Here is a 17,568-nt window from a genome sequence, read left to right as displayed (position 1 = left end):
TTACTGGATGGCTACGCGACGTGCGTGGTTTTGGGGGCGCCGGCGGGAGTTACAGCGGGCGCAACTGTCCTGGCGATCTCGGTGAAATCTGCGGCCGGCCCAAGGGCAGCCAGTGCTTCCTGCCACTGTTCGGCCGCGGCTGCCAAAAGTTCGGGGTGCTCGCCGACCTGCCGTGCCATGTCGATGGCGAGGGCAGCATCCCGTGCCATCAGGCCGAGGGAAAAACCGGAGTCGTGGGTGCCGGACAAAACCCAGTTGGGGTACATCGCGGCGGAGACTTTGCTGCCTCCGGAGGCGTTGCTGATGCTGGCGGCAGCCACGGCCGGATCGATTCCATAGGCCTTCGCCACGCCGAGGGCTTCTCCCACGGAGACGAGGTTGGCGGCGGCAAGGACGTTGTTCAACAGTTTGACGACGTTTCCGCTGCCGGGTCCGCCGATGTGGGCGTACCTTCCGCCGGTGAGCGCGTCGAGGACGGGCTGGGCAGCCGCCACGGCGGTGTCTGTTGCTCCGACGAAGGCACTGAGTGTTCCGGTTGCTGCGCCGTCGCGCCCGCCGGAAACCGGCGCATCCACGAACGCTGCGCCGTGGGAGTCCGCCAGGGTCCCCATGGACGTGCTGGTGCTTGGTTCGGAGGTGGTGGTGTCAATAATTGCGAGGGTCCCGGGCGCTGAGAGGAGCACCGGTACGGTTGCCTCGACTATTTTGGCTGAGGGCAAGGACAGGACGACGTACGGGACGCCGGCGAGGTCGCGTAGTTCTGCCGTGGTGGAGATTCCAGCCCCGGCAGCGGCGTTGCGTGCAGCTTCCGAGGGGTCGAAGCCTGTGACGTCCCAGCCCGCACTGTGCAGGGTTGACGCCATCGCGCCTCCCATGGATCCGAGGCCGATGACGGCTATGCGGCGGTTGTTGCTCATGAGTACTCCTAAGTGGGGATCTTGACGGAGGAAGACTGTGGTGGCCAACAGCCCGCGTCAGTCCAGGTAGATGTCCAGGTCTTTCCAGAGTTGCTGGGTTCGCCGGATGGCAGTTCGGCTGCGCTCCGGGTGGGCTGCTTCCATGCCGGCCAGCAGGCCGTAAACCATGGAATTGGCCGCGGTCACGGACTGGAAGAAGGAGATTCCTTCCGAGGCGACGATCAGCAGGTGGTCCGCGGCTGCAGCAAGGCGTCCACGGCGCATATCGCTGATGGCCACGACGGTGGCACCGGACTGCTTGGCGGCTTCTGCAGTGACGATGATCTGTTGGACTGACCGCCACATATTGACCACCACCAGGACGTCACCGGGGCCGAGGCTGTTGGCTGCCGAGGCCAAGTGGACGCCGCCCCGGTTTTCCAGCGTGATGGGGTATCCCATGGTGGACCCTAAGTGCGCCATGACGCTTGCCGGTCCAGCGAAGGAGCCGATGCCAATGGTGGTGATGGACTGCGCTGAGGCGAGGGCGGCGATGGCGGCCTCGACGTCTTCGGCAGTGTTTGAGTCGAGGGTGAGCCGCAGGTTCTCGATGTCGTGAGTCAGTGCGTCGTGGAGCGGGCTGCGGTGCTCGCCGTGCTCGAGAAGGGTGTCTTCGGTGGAGATCATCACCAGGTACCGAGAGCGAAGCTCGCGCTGGAGGTCGGGCCAGCCGCGGTAGCCCAGGCGCTGGGCGGTACGGACAACGGTGGAATTGTTGACGTCGGAGCGTTGGGCGATTTCTGCGATGTCCGCATATGAAGAAAGCTGCGGATTTCGGGCAATGACTTCCACAACCCTCGCCTGCGACTTGGACAGCGCAATCTCGGGGAGCGCGTCTCCCAGCCACGCGTGGTCCACGGCTTCCCGCGCCATGGGTGCGGTGCCCGCCTCTTCTTGCTTGCTTGTCACGGTCTCAAACTCCTTGTAATGCACATCACTCGGCAAACTGGATTGCAATTAACATACTCTGCAATTCTGTTTGCGGCTAGTGGTTTGCGTTACAGCCGTGTAAACCTTCCGCCTGTAGGCCGAAATGTCATGGCACCGCGTTAAACGACAGGTGCCGGGAAACCCCTGTGGGGTTCCCGGCACCTGTTGGACGCCTAGGCTTGGTTGCTCACCAGGCCTTTATTCGCCTGCGCTGCTTCAATGCGCCGAGCGGAATGCAGAGGTGCGAAGAACGAGCCGAGTTCCGCCGTCGCCGTCAACGGCAGCACGTTGGCCACGTACTGGTCAGGGCGGACAACCACCACCACGCCGTCACGACTGAGGCCGCGCAGTTCGAAGATGTCGTTCGCCGGATCTGCGCCGAATACCTTCTCCAGGTAGGTGAGCTTGAAGGGCCCGACGGTGGGTTTGAAGGCCGCCGGAACGGCGTTGATGTCCACGTTGGTGTGGTCCTGCTGGTAGATCACCTTGACGTCGAACCAGGCATCCCTGTCAAGGTTCGACGGCGTTGCGGCCAGCGGGGAGTCCGGCGAGTTCGCTATCCACTCGGCCAAGTCCGCTACCGCGCCTGGGGCGCCGGCCTTCGCGGAGTCGGCGAAGACGTAGATACGCCATCGGCCGTCGGCTTTGGCATGGTGGCCCAGGTGCATCGGGTTGGTATCGCAGACACGGAGCACCGGCGCAGACTTGAAACGCTTTCCGATGGGGAAGCCCGTTGCGAGTCCCTGGTGCTGCGGCTCAGCGACCAGGATGGAAGGGGCGTACTGCGTCATGAAGCCCGCGGGGAACTCGGCGGTGCTGGTGTAGAAGTTCTCCAGTTCCGCGGGGTCTTCAAACTCTTCGGGCTTCTTGGCCATAAGGGAGGACCATTGTTTGTCGAAGTCGATAAGGTTTTTCGCTACCACTTGGCGCTCCGCAGAGTACGTATCCAGCAGGCTTTCGGGGCTGCGGCCTTCAAGGACGTGTCCGAGCTTCCAGCCAATGTTAAAGCCGTCCTGCATGGAGACGTTCATTCCCTGGCCGGCCTTCGCACTGTGGGTGTGGCACGCGTCGCCGGTGATGAACACCCGCGGGGTGCGGGTCCCGCGCTCCTCCGGCAGAACGTCGTCGAACCTGTCCGTGAGGCGGTGGCCGACCTCGTACACGCTGTGCCACGCCACGTTGCGGACGTCCAGGGTGTAGGGGTGGAGGATGTCGTTGGCCTTCTGGATGATCTGCTCAATGGTGGTTTTCCGGACGGCCCCGTGATCATCGGCCGCTACTTCGCCCAGGTCCACATACATGCGGAACAGGTGGCCGCCTTCGCGGGGAATCAGGAGGATACTGCCGCCGCTGCCGGATTGGATGGCGCATTTGGTGCGGATGTCCGGGAAGTCGGTGACGGCCAGGACGTCCATAACGCCCCACGCGTGGTTGGCTTGGTCTCCCGCCAAGTGGCAGCCGATTGATTCACGGACCCTGCTCCGCGCACCGTCCGCGCCCACGACGTACTTGGCACGGATGGTGCGGGCCTGACCTTCGTTTGGCCCGGACGTATGGACCAGCGTTACCGTGACGGGATATTCGCCCGCACCCGTGACCTCAAGGCTGTGGAATTCGTAGCCGTAGTCAGGAGTCATGCGTGTGGGGGAGTTGGCCATGAATTCGGCGAAGTAGTCCAGCACGCGAGCCTGGTTGACGATCAGGTGCGGGAACTCGCTGATGCCCGCGGGATCGTCAACAGCCCGGGCGGCGCGCACGATGCGGGAGTGGTCAGCGGGGTCCGGCTTCCAGAAGGCCATCTCGGTAATACGGTAGGCCTCTGCGGTGATGCGCTCGGCGAACCCGAAGGCCTGGAATGTCTCGACGCTGCGAGCCTGGATGCCGTCGGCTTGGCCAATAGCGAGCCTTCCGGGGCGACGCTCAATGATCCGGGTGGTGACGTCAGGGAACTGCGACAGCTGCGCCGCGGCCAGCATCCCAGCCGGACCACTGCCCACGATGAGGACGTCAACTTCGTCTGGAAGATCGGCTGGGCGGTCGATTCCGACGCCGGCCCCCGGTTCGACTCGGGGGTCACCGGATACGTATCCGTGATGGTGGAACTGCACGGGCTTTCCTCACTTCTTTGTGGGCTGACAATCGCCAAGTTGTTCGATAATAGAACATGGTGTTCTATTATCGCTCACACAATGGTAATCCTGCTCACATCGGTGTTCAAGTCTTGGCGCCCTGTTCCGACTGAATCGGGTTGGTTCCTTCGTAATGGACGGTCGGCGTGTCAGGATCGGGGGTATGCCGCGACTGATGCTCCTGGACACCGCTTCGTTGTATTTCCGTGCTTTCTATGGCGTGCCGGATACCATCCGTCGGCCGGACGGAACGCCGGTCAACGCCGTTCGCGGACTGATGGACATGATTGCCCGCCTCACCACCGACTACGAGGCAACGCACGTCGTCGCCTGCTGGGACAACGATTGGCGCCCGCAATGGCGGGTGGACCTGATCCCCAGTTACAAGTCACACCGGGTGGCCGAGATCGTGGCGGACGGACCCGACGTCGAGGTAGTCCCCGATCCGTTGGAGGCGCAGATTCCCATGATCCGACGCGTACTGGCTCTCGCTGGCATCGCGGTGGTGGGTGTTGATGAGCATGAAGCGGACGACGTCGTGGGTACCTACGCAACCCATGCCCGCATCCCCACCGATGTGGTGACAGGTGACCGCGACCTCTTCCAGCTCGTAGACGACGACCGTGACGTCAGGGTCATCTACACCGCCCGCGGCATGAAGAACCTGGAGGTACTCACCGAGGTTGCAGTGGTGGGGAAGTACCGCGTCCTTCCGCAACAGTATGCAGACTTTGCCACACTCCGAGGGGATGCTTCGGACGGTCTCCCCGGCGTGGCCGGGATCGGCGAGAAGACAGCAGCGTCCCTCCTCGGCGAGTACGGTTCGCTGGATGCCCTGCTGGAAGCGGCTGAAGACCCCGACGGCGGGTTGTCGGCTACCGTCCGAGCCAAACTTTCAGCGGCGGCGGACTACCTTAAGGTGGCGCCCGCCGTCGTCAACGTTGTGCGGGACCTGAAGGTCCCCACGCTCGAGGACGCGGGCGCCGAACTGCGTCCCGTCGCTGGCGAGGCGCGGGCGGAACTGGAGCAGCTGGCCGTCGACTGGAACCTGGGCGGATCGGTCAAGCGCCTCCTCGATGCCTTGGACCGCGTTCACTGAAAAAGCTCCATTTCACAGCCCCTCCTTTGCATTCACAGCACAATCAAAGGTTCGCAACAGCGTGGACTGGGGTGGCCCTCTCATGGTGATAAGAGGACGGCACCACCGACCGTCCCTCAGACACCAGCCGTACCTAACGGCTCATTGAGGAGAGGTACATGTCGAAAACCAAGAGAATTACGCTGGGCGTTGCAGCAGGAGCGCTGGCGTTGGGTGCAGGAATGGGCGTAACCAGTATGGCCACAGCGGCCACCACCCCGTCGCCCAGCGCTACCTCGTCAGCAGATGCAACCACCCCTTCCGATCGCGGCGGCAAGCCAGGCGGCCACGGACATGGTCGTGACGGTGGCCAGATTGCCACTGAGCTGGCCACCAAGCTCGGCGTTGACGAAGCCAAAGTGACCGAGGCCCTCAAGGCCTTCCGTGAGGCCAACAAGCCCACCACGCCGCCAACCGGGGGCGTGGTGGGTACCAAGCCGGACCGTTCGGCGCAGGACGCAGCCCTCGCCAAGTCGCTGGCCGAAGCGCTCGGCGTTGACGAGGCCAAGGTGACGACGGCCCTGGAGGAAATCCGTGCCGACAGCCAGGCCCAACGCGCTGCTGCGCTGAAGACGCGACTCGATAAGGCCGTCACGGACGGCAAGCTGACCCAAGCCGAAGCCGATGCTGTGACGAAGGCAGTTGAAGCGGGAGTCATCGGAGGAGGCGGCCGGTAGGACGCCACCCACGGCCGTAACGGATGAAAAGGGATCCTCAGGGTACGCCCGGGGGATCCCTGTTCATCACTGCCGGAAACTTTTCCAGGGTGTTGTCGATTTGTCCTCGCACTGTTCGACCTATGGATGAGAAGGTCGAAAGGCGACCTTCCACAACACAGGAGATTGATCCAAATGGCCAAGTACATGCTGATCATGCGGGCAGACGACGACTCATACGCCAAGTTCCAAGACATCGACTTCAACGAGATCCTCGAAGCCATGGGAAAGTTCAACGACGAACTGATCCGCGCCGGCGTCCTCCTCGCAGCTGAAGGGCTGGACGACGCCAAAGATGGCGTGGTGGTCGACTTCACCGGCGAAACTCCCGTTGTCACTGACGGCCCCTACGGTGAAACAAAAGAACTGTTCGGCGGTTATTACATCCTGGATGTCGCGTCCCAGCAGGAAGCGATCGAATGGGCTAAGCGGGCACCGATGACCTCGGGAACCAAGACCGAGATCAGGCGCGTCACCAGCATCGACGAGTTCCCCCAGGACAACGAATGGATCCAAAAGGAACGCGCGTGGCGCGAGCAGACCGGGCAACTCTAGGCCCACTGAACAGCCGTAGGCAGCAGCCGAAGTGAGCCGCAATGAGGCAAGGGCCGCCGTCGAAGCTGTGTGGCGTAGTGAATCTGCCCGCATCGTCGGCGCCCTCGCCCGCTACACGGGGGACTTCCCGCTGGCCGAGGACCTTGCGCAGGAGGCACTCGCGGAAGCGTTGGTGTCATGGTCGGTGAGCGGCATTCCGGCTGAGCCGGCGGGTTGGCTCCTGACCACCGGCCGGCGGCGTGCCATCGACTCGTTCCGGAGGCGTGCCCTCCGTGATGAAAAGTACGCCCTACTGGCGCACGACCTGTCCGAGGAGGCACCGGGCGTGGACACTTTGTTCAACCCTGACGCCATCGACGACGACGTGCTGGCACTCATGTTCATTTCCTGCCACCCGGTGTTGTCCAAGGAAGCTCGAATCGCCCTGACGCTTCGGGTGGTTGGTGGCATGGGTACCGAGGAGATTGCCAAGGCCTTTCTGGTCCCCGTTCCAACTATTCAGGCGCGCATTACGCGTGCCAAGAAGACGCTTGCGGCGGCCCACGTCCCGTTTGGCGTGCCGGAAACAGGCGAGATTCCTGAGCGGCTGGGGTCCGTTCTGCAAGTGGTCTACCTGATTTTCACCGAGGGTTCGTTCGCCTCCGGCGGTGATACTTGGATGCGGACAGAGCTGGCCAATGAGGCCCGCCGACTTGCCCGTGTGTTGGTGCGGCTGGCCCCTGAGCCCGAGGTGTTCGGGCTGTTGGCGTTGATGGAATTGACTGCGGCCCGCTTCCCGGCGAGGCTCGACGCTGCTGGACTGCCAGTGCTTCTGGAAGACCAGGATCGACGGCGGTGGGACCAGTCCGCCATACGGCGAGGCAGGGCGGCGCTTGCGACGGCCGTGGCGGCGGGCCGGGGTCTCGGCGCCTATGGACTGCAGGCCTCGATTGCTGAATGCCATGACGTGGCGCGTACGGCGGGGGAGACGGACTGGCAGCGGATTGTGATCCTGTACGAAGCACTTGGCCGACTGACGCCGTCGCCCATCATCGAATTGAACCGCGCCGTGGCAGTGGCCATGGCTTCGGGCCCAGCCTCGGGCTTGGAACTCCTGGATGCGCTTCAGGTCAGGGGTGAGCTGGACGGTTCCCACCTCGTGCCGACAGTGCGGGGTGAGTTGCTGTCCCGGCTTGGCCGCTACAGCGAGGCGAGGGAGGCCCTGGCTGAAGCCTTGGACCTCTGCTCGAATGCCGCCGAACGCACATCGCTGGAACGCAAGATCGCCCACTTGTCCGAGTAGTAGGTCACGGATTCACCTATGTGGAAAACACTGGCTTGTTGTCTCCGTTTACAGCGTCGGCAGATAGTGGGCAGGCTCAGGGCGGTGAACTCCGCGGGGGCGGTAGCCCAGGGCTTCGGCGCCTCCGAGAAGGTCGGCGAGGTACCAGATGATGGCGAGCCACATCTCTGTGCCTTGTAGCGTTGACAGGTGTTGGTTTCCGCTTTCCGGCGCGATGCTGAAGGCCATCCCTTCCCCAGCACGCCACCAACCCAGCGCCTGGCTGAGCTGGCCCCGTGCCCAGGCGTTCGCCTCGTCCCGGCGATGATTGGACTGCTTGGCCGCGAGCCACAGGGGATGGGCAACATCCAGGACGTTGCAGGCATTTTGCCTACCCGGGCCGAAGTACCGCGGATCCGCCGAGTGCTCCAGCACGGTGTCCACGAGCCGTTCGACGTACGGCACAGGCAACCCAAACTGAGCGAAAGTGCCACGCGTCAGGCGGTAGTAGCCGTTGACCACCTTGAGGCGGGTGTCGTCCGTGGGAGTGCCCCACGTCCCGGCAAGCGGATTGGCATGGGTCATCAACCAACCGAACAAGGTATTCAGTGACCCCGGAGAACTGCCGTGGTTCTGTGTGAGGTTCCAATAGGCAGCGGTTCCCCATGCATCAACCCACGCACCTGCTTCCCACGCTTCCTTTCGCCAGGGAAGGGAGTCCATCTGAGCCACCAGCGACGCAGGGTCGGTTTCCGCCACCGCGTGAATCGGGTGCACGAACCGGCTTCCTGCCAGGTCCAGGGCATACCCTACGGAAAGCACATGGTAGGTCGCCGGGCCAGCGCCGAATCGAAGACCTCCAGCGGAGGCCGGCCCATCAAGCCCGAGTTCCGGCACGAGGCCAGTCACGTGATCCTGAAGGCCTTGGAGTCGACGCACGTGTTCTTCCCGCGAAAGTTGCGGAGGAACAGAGCCCAGGAGCAGGTCCGCGATCTCAATCGCGTCGCAATGTGCCCTTACTGTGGGTTCCACGCCGGGTCGGTCCAGGAACTGACCATCGGCAGCGGGCCTCCAGCTGCGCGCGAGAATCGTTGGGGCGTCGGCGCGCGCCGTATTGGCGAAGGCCGCAAGCGCGGAGCGCATCCTGTCGTCAGCTGCTGGTGGTTGGGCGGCTGGCTTGGCACCGGAGGTATCCCGCCGGTCCCGGATCCTACGCGCGGGATTACCACCCACCACGGACCACTCCGGAACGTTTTTGGTGACTACGGCACCCGCGGCGAGGACGGCGTGTGACCCAACGGTGACGCCATCAAGGATCACGACGTTGGAACCGATCCAGACGTCGTCTCCAATGGTGATGCCTTTGCTGGTGAGCGGCTGCCTGAACACAGGCTCGGACGGGTCCATGGAATGGTTGAAGCCCAGGATGGATGTGTGTGCGCCAATCCGGACACCGTCGCCCATGGTGATATTCCCACGGACCACCGTGAAGGCATTGATCGTGCAGTCGTCGCCAATGGTGATGGAGCCAGTGACGTATGCATGGGCGGCGATGAACGAGCCGACGCCGATCGAGAGTGTGTCTGTATCAAGATTGGCCAGTGGGGACAGGAAGGCCCGCTCTCCAAGGAGGATGCCCAGCCGTTCAGCAATGCCCTCTTGGTACTCGAGCTGCGCCTCGCGCTCGGAATCCGCGGCTGAGCCCCAGAACGTCCAGGGCGAATAGTCGTACTTAAGATCGTGCCGGGGATTCACGTTGTTGTCTCCGCAATCAGGGATAGGGGCCACATGGCTGGAACGGGAAAGCGCTTGCCATCATTATTGGCTGGCCTACAAGCCCGGTCAACGCCTGGCCGCTAAACGATCAGAACTGAAAGGGCCGGGTGGTCACTGGCGAAGGTTCTGGCGCACGTCTTCTGAGGACTGCGGAGTCAGCTGGGTTGCCGCCCAACTGGCAAGCAGAGTCAGGGCATCAGCGGTGCCCGTGCCGGGCTCAGCGTTGTAGACCGTGAGGGTCAAGCCGGAGTCGGCCGATAGTTCAAGGGCTTCATAGAGTAAATGCAGGTCTCCCACGATCCGGTGCCGGAAGTGCTTCTTCCCGGTGTAGTGCAGCCGGACGTTGTGGGAGGCCCAGCGGACCCTGAATTCCTCGCTGCGGGTGGAAAGTTCGCCCACCAGGTCGCTGAGTCCGCGGTCGTAGGGATCTCGGCCTGCCTCTGTACGCATGATGGCCACAGTGTCGTTGGCCGCTCGTTCCCAGTCCGTGTAGAAGTCGTGGCTGCGGGGGTCGAGGAACAGGAAGCGGGCGTGGTTGGGCGGACCGGCGGGGCTGTCATGGATATCGGCGTAGAGTGCCCGTCCCAAGGCGTTGGTGGCCAGAATGTCCAAGCGTCCATTTCGGACAAACGCCGGTGACTGCGTGATCGCGTCCAGCGTGAGTTGCACTCCAGGTCGAATGGCTTGCTTCCGCACCGGTCGCCGCCGTGCTCTGCCGCCGTCGCTCGCTGCCCGGGCGAGGTCGTACAAATGCGCCCGTTCTGCGTCATCCAGTTGCAACGCGCCAGCCAGTGACTCCAGGACGCTTTCCGAAACGCCTGAGAGGTTACCGCGCTCAAGACGCGTGTAATACTCCACGCTCACACCAGCAAGCATGGCTACCTCACCGCGTCGTAGCCCCGGCACGCGCCTATTCCCACCGTAGGCGGCGAGCCCCGCTTGTTCGGGAGTGATCTTGGCCCGCCGAGTGGCCAGGAAGTCGCGCGTCTCAGTCCGGTTGTCCATGCTTCCAAATGTAGGCGTTTTGACCTGCTGAGGGAGTCCCTGCCATTACCCCTAACAGCAGTAACTCCTTTCACCCAGGGAAAGAGGGTTAGATGGAAAGCATCCACAACGTTCACCACGCAGGAGAAACATGCCTACCGCTAACGCTTACGCTGCCCCCTCGGCTACGGGCGACCTGACCCTCACCACTATCGAACGCCGCCACGTCGGCCCCAACGACGTCAGCATCGACATCAAGTTCGCCGGCATTTGCCACTCTGACATCCACACTGTGCGGGGCGATTGGGGCCCACAGCAGTATCCGCTGGCGCCCGGCCACGAAATCGCGGGCATCGTCACCGAAGTTGGCTCGGATGTCTCCAAACACAAGGTGGGCGACCGGGTTGGCGTTGGCTGCCTGGTCAACTCGTGCAAGGAATGCAAGCATTGCCTGGCCGGGGAAGAACAATACTGCCTCAACGGAAACGTCGGTACATATGGGTCCGTTGACCGTGACGGCACCATCACTCAAGGCGGCTACACCAGCCACGTCGTGGTGAACGAAGACTTTGTTGTCACGATCCCGGAAGGCCTGGACCTGGACGTCGCCGCGCCGCTGCTGTGTGCCGGTATTACCACCTACTCACCCCTGCACCACTGGGGTGCCGGCCCCGGCAAAAAGGTTGCCGTTGTTGGTCTTGGCGGCCTTGGCCACATGGCCGTGAAGCTCGCCCACGCCATGGGCGCGGAGGTGACAGTCCTCTCACAATCCTTGAAGAAAATGGAGGACGGTCTCCAGCTGGGCGCGGACCACTACTACGCCACCAGCGATCCGTCCACGTTCGAACAGCTCGGCGGGACGTTCGACCTCATCATCAACACGGTCAGTGCGTCCATCGACATCAGCGCCTACCTGCAGCTGCTGACGCTGGATGGCACGCTTGTCAACGTTGGTGCTCCGGCGGAGCCGTTGCCGGTGAACGTTTTTTCATTGATCACCGGTCGTCGCCGTTTTGCCGGTTCTGCGATTGGCGGCATCCGCGAAACGCAGGAGATGTTGAACTTCTGCGCGGAGCACGGCCTGGGTGCCGAGATCGAGGTCATTCCGGCCAGCAAGATCAACGAGGCCTATGAGCGTGTGCTCGCCTCGGACGTCCGCTACCGCTTCGTCATTGACGCCTCCACCATCGGCTAGAAGCCACGGCACCACCGATCAGGCCGCGCTCCCTCACGGGGTCGCGGCCTTTTCGGTGCCGCGCAACAGGGACAATGGACAGGTGACTTTCAGACTGGACACCATGGGGACGGGGCTGGTCTTTGCTGATTCCCTCAAGGACCTGGCTGCGGCCCTGACAGAACAGGGCGACGGCGGCACGGCAGTGGTGCAGGCGCCGCCCGGCACGGGCAAGACCACGTTGGTGCCGCCGCTGCTTGCCAATCTCCTGGACCAGCGGCAAGGTGTTCGGCCCCGTGTCGTCGTCACCCAACCCCGACGTGTTGCGGCCCGTTCAGCCGCACGTCGCCTTGCCTTGCTGGACGGCAGCCGCCTTGGCGACCGAGTGGGTTATACCGTCCGCGGGGAAAGCAAAACCAGCCAGGACACGGTGGTTGAATTCGTCACACCAGGCATACTCCTCCGACGACTCCTCGCCGACCCCGGACTTGAGGACATCCACGCCGTGGTCCTTGACGAGGTGCATGAGCGTGGACTCGAAACAGATCTGCTGGTGGGCATGCTCGCCGAAGTCCACGAACTTCGCGGCGACCTCATGCTCGTCGCCATGTCGGCCACCCTTGACGCACCGCGTTTCGCCGCGCTGTTGGGAGGAAGCACCCACGACGGCGGCGGGCCGGCTCCCGTTGTCGACTGTCCCTCAGCGTTGCACCCCTTGGAAGTGGCATGGGTTCCGGGCAGGGAACAGAGGCTGGATGGCAGGGGATTGGCACGGGCCTTCCTCGATCACGTCGCCCGCACGGCGGCCGCGGCCCACGCGTCAGCGTTGCTGCTGAACCCCGATGTGGACGCCTTGGTGTTCCTTCCGGGCGCGCGTGAAGTATCCGACGTCGCCAGCCGCCTCCGCGCGCAGGTGCAAGGGGGCGTTGAGGTACTTGAATTGCATGGCCAGATCGGCCCGGAGGCCCAGGACCGCGCCATCTCCGGCCGGGAACCGGGAGGCCCGCCACGGATCATCGTGTCCACGTCGTTGGCGGAATCCTCGCTCACTGTCCCGGGGGTGCGGCTGGTGATAGATTCCGGGCTTTCCCGCGAACCCCGCCGCGATGCGGGGCGGGGGATGACGGGCCTGGTAACGGTCTCCTGTTCCCGCGCATCCGCTGATCAGCGGGCGGGCCGCGCTGCGCGACAAGGACCCGGTACGGTAGTTCGCTGTTACGACCAACAGGCTTTTGCCGCTGCTCCCGCACATCAAACCCCCGAAATTTCGGTCGCGGACCTGACCGGTGCTGCCTTGGTTCTTGCCTGCTGGGGCGCACCGGGAGGCCGTGGCCTTTCGCTTCCTGACACACCGCCCCGGACGGCCATGGACGATGCCGTTGAGGTCCTCCGGGAGTTGGGTGCCGTCGCTGACGATGGGGTAGCCACCGCCTTGGGCAAAACCTTGGCGCGGGTCCCTGCCGACCCCCGGCTTGCCCGCGCCCTGATCGACGGAGCCGCGGTGGTGGGCCAGCGCGCAGCGGCGGAAATCGTCGCTCTCGTGGCAGGTGACCATCGGGCACCCGGGGCTGACCTGACCAAGCTGCTGGCGTCCCTTCGTTCCGGTTCCGACCCCGGCAGGCGGCGTTTCACTGAGGAGGTGAAGCGCATGGAGTCGATAGTGCGGCAGGAAGCGGCCGCCGTCGAGCGTCAGTCCTTGGTCACTGACGTCACCGCGGTGGAGGCTGCTGGACTTGTAGTGGCCTTGGCCTTCCCGGACCGCGTGGCTCGTCGTGTTCCAGGCGATGGAACCACCACGTACCTGTTGTCGTCGGGGACGCGGGCCGGCTTGCCGGCAGGAAGCCCGTTGTCCGGCCAGGATTGGCTCGCCATCGCCGAAGTGTCGCGCGCCCAAGGCCGGGACGCTGCCGGAACCGGGGCGGTCATCCGTGCGGCGGCCCCATTGTCTGCTGAACTGGCGGAAGCTGCAGCGCCGGGGCTGCTGGAAGAAAGTGTGCAAGCGGCCTTTGGGCAGGGACGGGTGACTGCCCGACTGGAGCGACGCTTGGGAGCGATCGTCCTCTCATCCACGCCCGTTCGCGCCACCCCGGAGGCAGGACGCCATGCCGTCGCCGAGGCACTCGGAAAGTCCGGACTGTCCATGATCGGCTGGTCAACCTCCGCTGATGCCCTGCGGCGGCGGCTCGCGCTGTTGCATCGTGAGCTCGGCCCACCGTGGCCCGACGTGAGTGAATCGAGTCTGTTGGCCAGGCTGGAGGAGTGGCTTGCCCCTGAACTGGAGGCCATGGCCACGGGCACCCCCGCACGATCCATCAACCTCACGGACCCACTGCGGCGCCTTCTGCCTTGGCCGGAGGCCACCCGCCTGGACGACCTGGTGCCTGAACGCTTGGCGGTGCCCAGCGGTTCTCGCGTGCGGATCGACTACCCGGAGGCTTCCGATGGCAGCGGTCAGCCCGACGGCGGCCGGCCTGTGGTGGCGGTTAAGCTCCAGGAGTGTTTCGGCTGGGACAGCACCCCTCATGTGGTGGACGGCAGGGTGCCGGTGCTGTTCCATCTGCTGTCCCCGGCAGGCAGGCCGCTGGCCATCACGGACGACCTCGCGTCGTTCTGGTCCGGGCCCTATGCGCAGGTCAAGGCCGAGATGCGTGGGCGCTACCCCAGGCATCCCTGGCCCGAAGACCCGTGGACTGCGCCTGCTACGGCCAAGACCAAGAACCGTATGTAGTTCCTTCCGGCTACGCCAGACGTTCCAGCAGGAACTGAATTTCGCCGTCCACGAAGGTCCCCAGCACGCTGCTGGCGGCGAACTCGTCCGGATCCGCGGTCAAGGGATCGAGTTCGAACGCAGTGAAGTCTGCGCGCTTCCCTACTGTGATCGAGCCTGAGACGTCCCAGAGCCCGGCGGCCTTGGCCGCGTGCGAGGTGTAGCCCTCAAGGGCTTGGAGTGCACTAAGGGCCTGTGACGGCGCGATGGGTTCCTGCTCTGGCGCTCCGGAACGGCGCCGCAGCTGGGCATCGGCCATGATCGGCAGGGGCTCATAGGGAGCGATCGGCCAGTCAGAGCCAATGCCCAGGGTCACTCCGGCCTCGCGAAGATCCCGGCACCGCCACGCCCGGTCGGCACGCTCCGCCCCGAGACGCGTGGACCAGTTATCGCTGTGGTCGGCGAGGGAGTAATGCGTGCAATGCGTCGGCTGCATGCTGGCGACCACACCCGTTCCCTTGAAACGGTCCACGAGATCATCCGGCACGGTCTCCAGGTGCTCGATCCTGTGGACGGTCCCGCGCAGAATGTCTGCCGGCACAAGACCCCGCAGTGATTCCAAGGCATCCAACACGTGTTCCACTCCTGCATCACCAATCGCATGCGTCGCCGTGGGGATGCCGCGGGAAGCGAAATACTGGACAGCGCCCGTGTATTCCTCCGGCCGTGGCCAGAACGGTGCCGTGGACTGGCCATACAGGTCCGGTTCGTAGAGCCAGGCGGTGCCATTATCCACGGTTCCATCGACGAACAGCTTGATGGCTTCAATGGACCAGCGTCGGCCTCCGGTGCCAATGGTCCGGGCAAGTTCTTTCCACTCGCCTTCGCCGCTGCCCGGCATGCACCACGGTGCCGTACGCAGCCGTAGCGGCAGTTCGCCGTCGTCTTCAAGTGCCTGCAAGAGCGCCGACGATTCGTCACTGTGGTCCATGACATGGCCACCGGTCAGGCCCGAGCGGGCAAAGTCACGCAGGAGCGCGCCGAGCCGGCTCTTGCGCTCGTCGAATGGTTCCTTGGGTATGTGGCTTTGGACCAGCTCCATCGCGGCGGCTTCGATGAGGAATCCGGTGGGGACGCCGTCACTATCGCACACCACTTCCGACGCTTGCTCGAATTCGTACCGGCCGTGGATTCCGGCCACGGCCAGTGCACGACTGTTGGCCACCGCCGAGTGCCCGTCGAACAGCCGGATGAATGCGGGCTTACCGTCGCTGACGTCGTCCAGCACGTTGCGGTGCAGAGGCACTGTACCGAAAGCGTTCGGGTTCAGTCCCCACCCGCGCAACCAGTCGACGTCGCGCGCTGCTTCTGTCCGCAGGAGCGCACGGACTTCCTCCAGCGTCGACGCGCTGGAGAGGTCCACGCCGATAGTGAGGTCCAATCCGAACACTGGGTGGATGTGGCAGTCCACCAGGCCCGGCGTCAGGGTTGCGCTGCCGAGGTCCACCACGCGCGTGCCGGTGGCCTGCCAGTCCAGTGCGTCCTGGCGGCTTCCGACGGCGGCTACCACCCCACCGCTGACGGCGACTGCTTGGAGGGGATGGGCATGGTGGCTGTCCAGCGTGTGGATGGTGTCAGCAAGGACGATGAGGTCAGGAGTCATGGGTTTCGAAGCTTCCAATTCGGGCGAAGTCGTTGGGACGGTTGGCGCGCAGCCTTCGGGCGAGGAGCAGCCCTACCAGGAAAACGGTGGGCGCCACCAGGAGAAGGATGGTGTTGGTCAGCGCGTCCGCGAAGGTCAGGAGCTCGATATTGACGGCGATCAACGCCACCACCCCGAACAAGAGGACGGCCGAGGCTGCGCTGACGGGTATGAGGAACCGGTTGGTGACCGCAGCTGCATTGCGGCGCAGGTAGATGAACGCTGCGACGGACACCAGCCCTTGCAGCGCCACGATCCCTACGATGCCTGGGGTGTTGACCCAGATCAGCAGGTGCTTGTAGGGGTCGGCGCCGGCAATGGCGCAGATCATGATGACGATGGCGGCCAGGACAGTCTGGATCTGCCCGGCACGGTGCGGCGACTTGTACTTGGGGTGGGTCCTGCCGAGGAACGCCGGTAGGATCCCATCCTTGGCGAGCATGTAGACGTAGCGGTTGATGGCGTTGTGGAAAGCCAACTGGGAGGCGTACACGCTGGTCACGATGAGCACATACATGACCACCTCGGCCCACGGGCCCACGTACTGGCTGATGGTGGCGAAGAACATCCCGTCGGCGAGCTCTCCCGCTGCACTCACCACGTTGCCGTCGCCATAGGCCTGGATAACGGTCCAAACGATGAAGGCGTAGAACACGGACATGAAACCAATGGCGATGTAGGTTGCTCTGGGGACGGACTTGTCCGGATTACGTGCTTCCTGGCGGTACAGCACCGTTGATTCGAATCCCATGAAGGCCGCGAAGCAAATGGCCAGGATCGCGAGGACGCCAGGGGTGAAAGCGTGCTCCGGGGCGAACGATCCGAAGCTGATGCCTTCCGCGCCACCTCGCGCCAGGATTCCGACGCCCATGATGGCAAGGATCGCCGTCTCGGCGATGAGCAGAATCCCCAGGACTTTGGCTCCGACGTCGATGCCGCGGTAACCAAGGAGCCAGACGGCGGCAATAGCCACCAAGGCGACGGCCGGCCATGGCACGTCCAGGCCGAACAGTGTCAGCAGCATGGCCTGGGTTTGGACGGCGAACAGACCATAGACGCCGATTTGCAGGCAGTTGTAGGAAACGATGGCCAGGACCGCCGCGGCCAGTCCCACTGTCTTGCCCATGGCCAGCGTGATGTAGGTGTAAAAGCCGCCGGCCGCTTTCACATGCTTGGTCATCGCCATGAAGGAAATGGCAAAGACGAGCAGGACCGCGCCGGCAATGATGTAGCCCATGGGGGCGCCGATGCCCCCGATGCCAATGGCTACAGGCGCCACGCCGGCCATCACGGTCAAGGGCGCTGCTGCGGAGATCACCAGGAAGGCGATGCCACCGGTGCCGATCGCGTTCCGTTTGAGTCCATTTCCAGCATCCGCTGCTGGAGGTCGGGTTTCGAGGTCAGGCATGGGGGTCCTCTGAGTTCATGGGGAGGGAAGTCTTCACAATGAGCCGAGCGCTTAGCGAAAGGCTTTCGTTTATGGTAGGTCCTTGTGACCGGCGGCACAATACCTTGACGCAAAGTTCTGGCTAGAGTCGTA

Annotated in this window: 13 protein-coding genes; 6 read left to right on the top strand and 7 right to left on the bottom strand. The window is 63.9% G+C overall.

All coding sequences use genetic code 11. The features are described from left to right. Positions 1–11 precede the first annotated feature (11 nt). From ACR30Z_RS07440 to ACR30Z_RS07430, 3 genes are all read right to left on the bottom strand, one after another. Positions 12–917 (bottom strand): NAD(P)-dependent oxidoreductase, encoded by a 906-nt coding sequence (locus ACR30Z_RS07440; protein WP_434371854.1) that lies wholly within the window; start codon positions 915–917, stop codon positions 12–14. A 57-nt stretch (positions 918–974) separates the two neighbouring features. Beyond that, positions 975–1,829 carry a MurR/RpiR family transcriptional regulator gene (locus tag ACR30Z_RS07435; protein WP_434372155.1) on the bottom strand — a complete coding sequence of 285 codons (855 nt, stop codon included), beginning with the start codon at positions 1,827–1,829 and terminating at the stop codon, positions 975–977. Between the two features lie 230 nt (positions 1,830–2,059). Continuing rightward, positions 2,060–3,994, bottom strand: a complete 1,935-nt coding sequence (locus ACR30Z_RS07430; RefSeq protein WP_434371852.1) for an FAD-binding monooxygenase — start codon at positions 3,992–3,994, stop codon at positions 2,060–2,062. Positions 3,995–4,178: 184 nt separating this feature from the next. On the opposite strand from ACR30Z_RS07430, the gene ACR30Z_RS07425 reads away from it, so the two are divergent. The 4 genes from ACR30Z_RS07425 to ACR30Z_RS07410 all read left to right on the top strand — a co-directional run bounded on the left by ACR30Z_RS07425 (position 4,179) and on the right by ACR30Z_RS07410 (position 7,706). Continuing rightward, positions 4,179–5,114, top strand: a complete 936-nt coding sequence (locus ACR30Z_RS07425) for a 5'-3' exonuclease (protein ID WP_434371850.1) — start codon at positions 4,179–4,181, stop codon at positions 5,112–5,114. A gap of 158 nt (positions 5,115–5,272) precedes the next feature. After that, entirely contained in the window at positions 5,273–5,830 is a 558-nt protein-coding gene (locus ACR30Z_RS07420; RefSeq protein WP_434371848.1) for a Clp protease N-terminal domain-containing protein, read from the top strand. Between the two features lie 174 nt (positions 5,831–6,004). Then, positions 6,005–6,424: a YciI family protein gene (locus ACR30Z_RS07415; protein WP_144648180.1), complete on the top strand. Its 420-nt coding sequence runs from the start codon at positions 6,005–6,007 to the stop codon at positions 6,422–6,424. Positions 6,425–6,455: 31 nt separating this feature from the next. Then, entirely contained in the window at positions 6,456–7,706 is a 1,251-nt protein-coding gene (locus tag ACR30Z_RS07410; protein ID WP_434371846.1) for an RNA polymerase sigma factor, read from the top strand. A 48-nt stretch (positions 7,707–7,754) separates the two neighbouring features. On the opposite strand, the gene ACR30Z_RS07405 is transcribed toward ACR30Z_RS07410, so the two are convergent. Continuing rightward, a complete protein-coding gene (locus tag ACR30Z_RS07405) occupies positions 7,755–9,440 on the bottom strand; it encodes an acyltransferase (RefSeq protein ID WP_434371844.1) in 1,686 nt (561 codons plus the stop codon). A 132-nt stretch (positions 9,441–9,572) separates the two neighbouring features. Then, positions 9,573–10,466, bottom strand: coding sequence for a helix-turn-helix transcriptional regulator (locus ACR30Z_RS07400; protein WP_434371842.1), 894 nt, complete (start codon positions 10,464–10,466; stop codon positions 9,573–9,575). Between the two features lie 130 nt (positions 10,467–10,596). Between ACR30Z_RS07400 and ACR30Z_RS07395 the strand changes: the two genes are divergently transcribed. Both ACR30Z_RS07395 and hrpB read left to right on the top strand, forming a co-directional pair. After that, on the top strand, positions 10,597–11,640 hold the full coding sequence (locus tag ACR30Z_RS07395) for an NAD(P)-dependent alcohol dehydrogenase (RefSeq protein ID WP_434371840.1): 1,044 nt from the start codon (positions 10,597–10,599) through the stop codon (positions 11,638–11,640). Further along, positions 11,576–14,347, top strand: a complete 2,772-nt coding sequence (gene hrpB, locus ACR30Z_RS07390) for an ATP-dependent helicase HrpB (protein WP_434371838.1) — start codon at positions 11,576–11,578, stop codon at positions 14,345–14,347. The genes ACR30Z_RS07395 and hrpB overlap by 65 nt, the downstream gene beginning before the upstream one ends. A gap of 10 nt (positions 14,348–14,357) precedes the next feature. Here the strand turns inward: hrpB and ACR30Z_RS07385 are convergent, their stop codons facing one another. Together ACR30Z_RS07385 and ACR30Z_RS07380 are read right to left on the bottom strand one after the other, a co-directional pair. Beyond that, positions 14,358–15,989, bottom strand: coding sequence for an amidohydrolase (locus tag ACR30Z_RS07385; protein ID WP_434371836.1), 1,632 nt, complete (start codon positions 15,987–15,989; stop codon positions 14,358–14,360). Continuing rightward, on the bottom strand, positions 15,979–17,436 hold the full coding sequence (locus ACR30Z_RS07380; RefSeq protein WP_434371834.1) for an APC family permease: 1,458 nt from the start codon (positions 17,434–17,436) through the stop codon (positions 15,979–15,981). The genes ACR30Z_RS07385 and ACR30Z_RS07380 overlap by 11 nt, the downstream gene beginning before the upstream one ends. Between the last annotated feature and the right edge of the window lie 132 nt (positions 17,437–17,568).

This window comes from Paenarthrobacter sp. FR1, assembly GCF_051106045.1.
Classification (GTDB): Bacteria; Actinomycetota; Actinomycetes; order Actinomycetales; family Micrococcaceae; genus Arthrobacter; species Arthrobacter nitroguajacolicus_A.
The sequence above is the reverse complement of the archived record's forward strand: the minus strand, read 5'-3'. Positions and strand labels throughout refer to the sequence as shown.